This is a genomic window from Bradyrhizobium sp., from assembly GCF_035701725.1.
Classification (GTDB): Bacteria; Pseudomonadota; Alphaproteobacteria; order Rhizobiales; family Xanthobacteraceae; genus Bradyrhizobium.
This window is the reverse complement of sequence record NZ_DASSRP010000079.1, coordinates 1-7,407: the sequence shown is the minus strand read 5'-3', so window position 1 is coordinate 7,407 and position 7,407 is coordinate 1. Positions and strand designations below refer to the sequence as shown.

Here is a 7,407-nt window from a genome sequence, read left to right as displayed (position 1 = left end):
GATCTCCTTCGAGATGAAGGGGGCGCATCCGCATGATGTCGCCACCGTCATCGACCGGCAGGGCATCGCGGTGCGGGCCGGCACCCATTGCGTGATGCCGCTTTTAGAGCGGTTCAACGTGACCGCGACGTGCCGGGCCTCATTCGGGATGTATAATACGCGCGAAGAAGTCGACCATTTGGCGCAGGCGCTGATCAAGGCGCGGGAATTGTTCGCATGACCGACACTGTCGAAGTCAAGAGTCCTGAAAAGGACGTGGAAGCCAAGGATCAGCAAGCCAAGGCTTCCAACATGGAAACCCAGTCGGCTTTGCCGCCGGAAGAAACCGAGCGGCTGAGCGGCGACATCATTGCCGCGCTGAAGACCGTGTTCGATCCGGAAATCCCGGCCGACATCTACGAGCTTGGCCTGATCTACAAGGTCGAGCTCAAGGACGACCGCTCCGTCGATCTGGTGATGACGCTGACCACGCCGAACTGTCCGGCGGCGGGCGAACTGCCGCAGATGGTGGAAAATGCCGTGGCGAGCGTGCCCGGCGTCGGTGTCGTCAACGTCAATCTTGTGTGGGATCCGGCCTGGACGCCGGATCGCATGTCGGACGAAGCGCGTCTCGTCCTCAATATGTGGTGAGCGTTCGCGTCGATAGAAAACCTTATTGAATTGACCTCGGGATTGACCACATGACTGAGATGACCCCGACCTCACCAACCCCCAAGGCCCGGCGTCCTCGCCCGCAGGTGATGAAGCTGACTGAAGCGGCGGCGAGCCGCATCGTGGAGCTGACCAAGCGTGCCGATTCCGAGATCGTCGGACTTCGCGTTGGCGTCAAGAACGGCGGCTGCGCCGGCCAGTCCTACACGGTCGAATATGCCCATGAGATCCGCCCGACCGACGAAATCGTCGAGGACAAGGGCGTGAAGATCCTGGTCGATCCCAAGGCGGTCCTGTTCCTGCTCGGCACCGAGATGGACTACAAGACTGATAAGATGCAAGCCCAGTTCATCTTCAACAATCCGAACCAGGTGGGCGCCTGCGGCTGCGGCGAATCCGTGCAGCTCAAGCCGGCGAGCGTCGAAAGCTGATCTTTGTTCCGGGCGCGCTGCAGCGCTTGAGCTGCTGCGCAGAACCGGGACCCAGACTTAGACCGTAGAACTATGGACCCCGGCTCTGCGCCGCATGGAGACGCTGCGCCGCGGCCGGGGCGCGAGACGCTTGCCGATGGATCGCGATTTTCTGATCGATCTGTTTTCCAGCTTTGGCCCGGTGACGCTTCGGCGGATGTTCTCCGGTTACGGGATCTCGGCCGACGGCACCAATTTCGCGCTAGCGCTGCGCGCAGGACTGTATTTCCGTGCGGATGAAGCGACCATCCCGCAATTCGAGGCGGAAGGCTCGCGGCCGTTTCAATACCAGCAGAAGAGGAGCGGCAAGGTCGTCACCGTCAACTCCTATTGGGAATTGCCGGCGCGGCTGTTTGACGATCAGGATGAACTGGGCGGCTGGGCGAGAGCGGCATTGGCCGCCGCTCAGCGTGCGGCCGTGCGCAGGCCAAAGCGCGCGCGAAAGAAGGCCACGGCGGCGAAAGTTCCCGCCAAGAACGTCGCGAGACGGAAGGCATCAGCCAGGAAGGCAACAGCGAAAAAATCGGCTGTCAAAAAGAAAACGGCGGCGAAAAAGAAATAGGTCGCTTATCAGGCAACCTGGTTGCGGGTTTCCGCAACATATTCGGGATCTGCTTCGCAGACCACGCGGTTGCGCCCCGCGCGCTTGGCGGCATAGAGGCACGCGTCAGCCCGCTCGATCAGCGAATCCATGTCGTCGCCGGGCTTGAGCATGGAGACGCCGACGGAGATGGTGACGCGGCCGAGGATTTCGCCGGTCGATTTCTTCTTCAATTCCTTCGACATGACCGCCCGGCGAATGTGATCGGCGACCGTGAGCGCCTGGCGTAGCGCCGTGTTCGGCAGCACCACGGCGAATTCTTCGCCGCCATACCGGGCAGTGATGTCCTGTCCCTTGATCGACTGTTTCAGCGACATTCCGACCAGCCGCAGCACCTGGTCTCCGGTCAGGTGGCCATAGGAGTCGTTGAAGGACTTGAAGTAATCGATATCGAACATCAATAGCGAGAGCGGCTCGCTGGTTTCAATCGCACTTGCCACCGCGGTTTCGAGCGATCGATCGAAATACTTGCGATTGCCCAGACCCGTCAGGGGATCGGTCAGGCTCTCGGCCCGGATTGCCTCAAGGCTCTGCTGAAGATTGCTGATTTCCGCCTTGGAGAGCGCCAGCCGGTCCTCCAGCACCTTGGTGGTGTCGCGCATCTCATGTGTCGTCTTGACGAGGGAATCGACGAGCTTCTTGACCTGCTCGCGATTGAGCGCTGTTGCAAGTTTTTCGCTGACGCAGGCAAGGCTGTCGCTGTAGGTTGCCGACATCGCAAGCGCTTCGTCGATCAACAGCACGACGTCGTCGATTTCGCCGATGACACGGGCGCCGACTTTGTCGATTCGGTCCGTCGTCTTGATATGGGAGAGGTAGGTTTCGTAGATCTGCTCGAGATCGGATTCGGTCAGCTTGCCGGTGCGGGCCAGCGTTTCATTGACGACCTTGTTGAGCTGCGGGTTGTAGCCGGTCGCATAGACGTACCAGATTTCATAATTCCGGGGGATGGCGGTTTGCCGCAGCGATCTGATCTGGCCCAATGCCAATTCGGCAAAGGCCATCGTCCTTTCGAAATCGTCCAGCACCGAATATGCCCCCGCAACGGTCAGCGGCGGCTCGCTGATCGTGCCAATCACTTAAACTATGAAATTCAAGCTACTGGAGGTTGATGAACGAGCCGTTAAACCTTGACCCATACCAACGTAGTGATCGGAAGTCGCGATCAGACGCGGGCGCGGATCGGCCGCAGCAAAAATGCTGGAAGGTGGGAATGATCTGCGGGTTCCGACGGAGGCGGCCGCCGTGTCGGGGCAGACCGCGAGGCGGACGACGGGGTGACCGGCGCCGGCTTCGCTTCCGCAATCTGGGATTGCGTTGATGAAACCGAGTTGCGATTTTCCTTGCTGCTGCCGTCGCGATCACGACGGCGCCCTCGGCCGCCGCGCCGTGAACCCTCTCTCTCTCCGCGCCGCGAACGTTCATGGTCGCGGCCGTCGGAGGCTTCGTGCAACGCGGCCGGCGCGCTGCCCTCGGCGACGGGGATGCTTTGTCCGATTAGTTTTTCAATCGCAGCCATCGACTTGTGATCGAGCGAAGTGACGATGGACACCGCCGTTCCCGTGCGGCCGGCGCGGCCGGTGCGGCCGATCCGGTGTACGTAATCGTCGGCGTGGTGGGGAATGTCGAAGTTGAAGACGTGGCTGACGGCCGGGATATCGAGGCCGCGGGCGGCAACGTCGGAGGCGACCAGAAGCGGAATGTCGCCCTTGCGGAACTGGTCGAGCGCCGCCATGCGCGCGGTCTGATCCATGTCGCCGTGCAGTGCGCCAACGGAAAAGCCGTGCTTTTGCAGCGATTTGTGGAGGATGGCGACCTCGCGTTTGCGATTGCAGAAAATGATCGCGTTGTTCAGGTCCTTGGCCTCACGAAGCAGGTGACGGAGAACCTCGCGCTTTTGATGCGCTTCGCGACCCGAGGCTACCTGCAATTGCGTGACCGTGACTGCGGTGGTTGCAGGCTTTGAGACTTCCACCTTTTCAGGATTGTGCAGGAAGGTCTCTGTCACGCGGCGGATTTCCGGCGGCATCGTCGCCGTGAAGAACAGTGTTTGACGCGTGAACGGGACGAGTTTGCAGATGCGCTCGATATCGGGAATGAAACCCATATCCAGCATGCGATCGGCTTCGTCGATCACGAGCAGTTCGACGCCGGTGAGCAGAAGGCCGCCGCGTTCGGTGTGGTCGAGCAGCCGGCCGGGCGTTGCGATCAGGACGTCGACGCCGCGCGTCAGCTTGGAATCCTGGTCGCCAAAGGAAACGCCGCCGATCAGAAGCGCGACATTGAGTTTCTGGCCGACGCCGTAGCGGTCGAAGCTTTCTTTCACTTGGGCCGCGAGTTCGCGGGTCGGTTCAAGGATCAGGGTGCGCGGCATCCTGGCGCGGGCGCGGCCCTTTTCCAGGATCGTCAGCATCGGAAGGACGAAGGCAGCGGTCTTGCCGGTGCCGGTCTGGGCAATGCCGAGAACGTCCCGGCGGGCCAGAACGTGAGGAATCGCCTTTTCCTGAATGGGGGTGGGGGTTGTGTAACCGGTGGCCGCAACAGCGGCGAGCACCTTTTCGGACAGGCCGAGATTTGAGAAGGACATTGAGCCTCTAATCGAAACCGCCGTTCGGAATCGAGGGTAAAAGGCGGTCGCGTTCGGCCCCGAAACGGCGCGCTTGATGAAGCTCAGGGGCAGTGAGAGGACGCTGACCAGCGGCGGATCGACCTCAGAATCGTACTCAATCCAAATCCGCTTTTCACGGCGAACATAGGGTTGAAACCGCTAAAGTCAATCTGGGAACGGGTCAAAACGGCAAAAAACCTTAATGTTTTCGCACAAATAAGGGGCTTTTTGTCATTTCGCCTTCAAATGATGGATGGACACGGTGAACCGCCAGTGGAGTGGATTTGACGTTCGCTTCCTACCGGGCCGCGAATTCATCAAGCGAATGCCAAATCCGAAACTCCACTGGAAACGGATATTTGGTAGTGGTTCTTTGATTCCGACATTCGCAAACGGTGCCCGTTGAGAAGGGGATGCGAATGTTGGAATCGAACCACTAGGATAGGCAGGCCGACTACGGCAAAAGGCGATTGCGGCAGGCGCGGGACCGACATGAAGCATTTGGCATCGTTGAGAGTCATCATCGCGCTGGCGCTGCTTGCACTGACCTCACCGGCGCAGGCGGCCAATCGTGTCGCGCTCGTCGTCGGCAACAACGACTACAAGAACGTGCCGAAGCTGCAGAAGGCGGTGAACGATGCCCGCACGATGGGCGATACGCTGAAGCAACTCGGCTTTTCCGTGATGCTGGCGGAGAACCAGACGCGGCAGGCTTTCAGCGAAACACTGCTCGCGTTCGATCGGGCGCTCGAGCCCGGCGACACCGCGTTCTTTTTTTATGCCGGCCATGGCTTTGAGATTGCCGGACAGAACTTCCTGCTGCCGACCGACGTGCCGGCCGCGACCGAAGGGCAGGAAGAATTGGTGCGCGATGCCTCGGTGCTCGCGGACCGCATCATCGAGCGTTTGCAGAACCGGAAGGTGCGCACCGCCATTCTGGTGTTCGACGCCTGCCGCAACAACCCGTTCGAACGTCCGGGGACCCGCGCGGTGGCGGGCGGCGGCGGTCTTGCGCCGATGACGCAATTGCCCGAAGGGGTGTTTTCGGTGTTTTCGGCAGGTCCGCGCCAAACCGCGCTCGACCGGCTCTCCAACAACGACAGCAATCCCAATTCGGTTTTTACGCGCGCCTTCGCCAAGGAGTTGCTGCAGCCCGGCGAAAATCTGGTGCAGGTCGCCCAGCACACCCGCCGCATCGTCAGCGAAATGGCTGAGACCGTGAGCCACAAGCAATTTCCGGTTTATTTCGACCAGATGGTCGATGACGTCTTCCTGAACGGCAACGAGAAGGCGCAAACCGCCGAAATATCCAAGCCGACGGATAAACCCGCAGATACGCAGGTTGCGGCACTGTCGCCGGCGGCTGTTCCGCGCCCGTCGAAAGAGGACGCGCTCAACGCGCCGATTGCGCTGTTCTCTCGCCACAATGGCGGCTGGACGATGGTGTTTTCGATCGCCGACCCCACGCTCGGCATTTCCTGGCGAATGGGAAATAGCGGCGATTTCCGCGAAACCGGGTTCCTCGATACGCTTGATTCCAGAACCCGCAAGCGAATGCCGAATCCCTCGGTCGAACTCGCGGCCGATACCCCGGCGGCAACATTCGAAGTTCGTTACGTCGACGTGTCGGGAAATCTGCAAGGACCGTTTCCGATCAAATTCGATCCGGAAGCGGCGCTGATCCGCGATCAGCGCAAGATCCTCGACATGACCGCCAATAGCTGGCTTTCGTTCCGCGAGTTCAACGGTCTTTTGGTCTACTACACCCACCTGATGTCGTATCGTTGCGCGATCCGCGAGGTGAAAATCGGCATCGATAGTGCGGTTCCCGATCAGGTGCTCAAGCTGCCGCCTTGCGACATGAAGGATCCGAGCGCGATTCCATACGAGGCCAAACCGTATTTGAAGCTCTCGCCGTCGAACAGATTTGTCTCGGTGGAATTGACCTATCGCGACGGCAGCGTGTCGGAGATCAAGAGTTTCCGTCGCTGATTCTTCGCGGGCAAGCCTGGCAAAAAGAAAGCCCCCAACGATCGTCGGGGGCTTTCTCTTCAAGAGAGGATGCGATCAGTATTTCGCGACGACGGGTCCGCCGAACTTGTAGTTCAGGCCGATCTTTGCGGTGTGCACTCCGGGCTCGCTCGCCGTATTCGTTTCGACAGTGCCGGCAAGTCCGCCACCCGCAATCCCGGACTGAGTGAATGTCTTGCGCGTCCCGAGATAGAGGTACTCGCCTTTCAGGCTCCAGTTGTTGGTGAAAGCGTATTCGACACCGGCGCCAACCGCATAAGTAGTTTGAGTTTCGGAGTGGCTGAGGAATAGCGTCGAGGCGCCGCATCCGCCGGTCGTGCAGGGATCATTGAAGTTATAGTTGGTGCCGACGAAGGCGACGCCGCCCTTGGCGTAAAACAGAGCGCGATCCGCCGCGAAGCCGATGCGGCCGGCAATCACACCATATGCATCACCGATACGGGTGGAGTTGACGCTGTCCGGAAACGCGAAGCCCGAGTTGATCGCGTTGATGTCCTGTTGCGAACGGTGCAGATGCAGATAGCCCGCTTCGCCTTCAAGGCCAAACACGAAGCTGCTGCCAGGTGTCTGCCAATTGTAACCGACCGTACCGCCACCGATGAAGCTGCTGCTCAGCCCATAAGAATTGACGAGGTTGCCGCCGTTGTAAAACGCACCTGCCGCACTCTGAGGATCGGTCGCGGTGGCGTTGCGGTCATCAAAAGCGCCGCCGACGAAACCGCCGATATAAAAACCGGTCCAATTATATACCGCGATAACGGGAGCGACCGGCGCCTTGGTATAGGTCCGTGCGGGAAGATCCGCGGCCGAAGCCATGGTCATCAGGCCAAGCGAGACGACAGCGGTGGTCAGTAAAAGCTTTAGGTTGTGACGGCGCATATGCTTCCCCCGAAAAACTCGAATATTGCTGCGAAGAAATATATGCTCCCGACGGGACAGATTCACCCGAACAAAAAGGATGTCAGGTCGTTTTCAGTTGGTGGTTGCAGGAAGGTCACAGACTCGACCCTAGACGGTAATGCGGTGGTGGAATTCTTTCGCAAGCG

Annotated in this window: 8 protein-coding genes; 5 read left to right on the top strand and 3 right to left on the bottom strand. The window is 59.8% G+C overall.

The window, feature by feature from the left end; translation table 11 throughout:
* The 4 genes from VFL62_RS04105 to VFL62_RS04090 all read left to right on the top strand — a co-directional run.
* The coding region (locus VFL62_RS04105; protein WP_325171098.1) for an aminotransferase class V-fold PLP-dependent enzyme at positions 1 to 220 on the top strand (220 nt) is incomplete at its 5' end.
* A complete protein-coding gene (locus VFL62_RS04100) occupies positions 217 to 630 on the top strand; it encodes an SUF system Fe-S cluster assembly protein (protein WP_414644598.1) in 414 nt (137 codons plus the stop codon). The genes VFL62_RS04105 and VFL62_RS04100, both read left to right, overlap by 4 nt.
* Before the next feature lie 50 nt (positions 631 to 680).
* Entirely contained in the window at positions 681 to 1,082 is a 402-nt protein-coding gene (locus VFL62_RS04095) for an iron-sulfur cluster assembly accessory protein (protein ID WP_325171097.1), read from the top strand.
* Positions 1,083 to 1,218: 136 nt separating this feature from the next.
* A complete protein-coding gene (locus VFL62_RS04090) occupies positions 1,219 to 1,683 on the top strand; it encodes a TfoX/Sxy family protein (protein WP_325171096.1) in 465 nt (154 codons plus the stop codon).
* 8 nt (positions 1,684 to 1,691) lie between these two features.
* On the opposite strand, the gene VFL62_RS04085 is transcribed toward VFL62_RS04090, so the two are convergent.
* Positions 1,692 to 2,726, bottom strand: a complete 1,035-nt coding sequence (locus VFL62_RS04085) for a GGDEF domain-containing protein (RefSeq protein WP_325171099.1) — start codon at positions 2,724 to 2,726, stop codon at positions 1,692 to 1,694.
* A 161-nt stretch (positions 2,727 to 2,887) separates the two neighbouring features.
* Entirely contained in the window at positions 2,888 to 4,309 is a 1,422-nt protein-coding gene (locus tag VFL62_RS04080) for a DEAD/DEAH box helicase (RefSeq protein WP_325171095.1), read from the bottom strand.
* A gap of 513 nt (positions 4,310 to 4,822) precedes the next feature.
* Here VFL62_RS04080 and VFL62_RS04075 point away from each other — a divergent pair.
* Complete coding sequence (locus tag VFL62_RS04075) at positions 4,823 to 6,322, top strand: caspase family protein (RefSeq protein ID WP_325171094.1); 1,500 nt, start codon at positions 4,823 to 4,825, stop codon at positions 6,320 to 6,322.
* 75 nt (positions 6,323 to 6,397) lie between these two features.
* On the opposite strand, the gene VFL62_RS04070 is transcribed toward VFL62_RS04075, so the two are convergent.
* Positions 6,398 to 7,240, bottom strand: a complete 843-nt coding sequence (locus VFL62_RS04070; RefSeq protein ID WP_325171093.1) for an outer membrane protein — start codon at positions 7,238 to 7,240, stop codon at positions 6,398 to 6,400.
* Positions 7,241 to 7,407: the final 167 nt, after the last annotated feature.

Excerpts from the sequence above, each read along its gene's own strand:
- VFL62_RS04090 (WP_325171096.1), top strand. The coding sequence starts at position 1,219 with ATGGATCGCGATTTTCTGATCGATCTGTTTTCCAGCTTTGGCCCGGTG.
- VFL62_RS04070 (WP_325171093.1), bottom strand. The coding sequence starts at position 7,240 with ATGCGCCGTCACAACCTAAAGCTTTTACTGACCACCGCTGTCGTCTCG.
- VFL62_RS04075 (WP_325171094.1), top strand. The coding sequence starts at position 4,823 with ATGAAGCATTTGGCATCGTTGAGAGTCATCATCGCGCTGGCGCTGCTT.
- VFL62_RS04085 (WP_325171099.1), bottom strand. The coding sequence starts at position 2,726 with ATGGCCTTTGCCGAATTGGCATTGGGCCAGATCAGATCGCTGCGGCAA.
- VFL62_RS04095 (WP_325171097.1), top strand. The coding sequence starts at position 681 with ATGACTGAGATGACCCCGACCTCACCAACCCCCAAGGCCCGGCGTCCT.
- VFL62_RS04100 (WP_414644598.1), top strand. The coding sequence starts at position 217 with ATGACCGACACTGTCGAAGTCAAGAGTCCTGAAAAGGACGTGGAAGCC.
- VFL62_RS04080 (WP_325171095.1), bottom strand. The coding sequence starts at position 4,309 with ATGTCCTTCTCAAATCTCGGCCTGTCCGAAAAGGTGCTCGCCGCTGTT.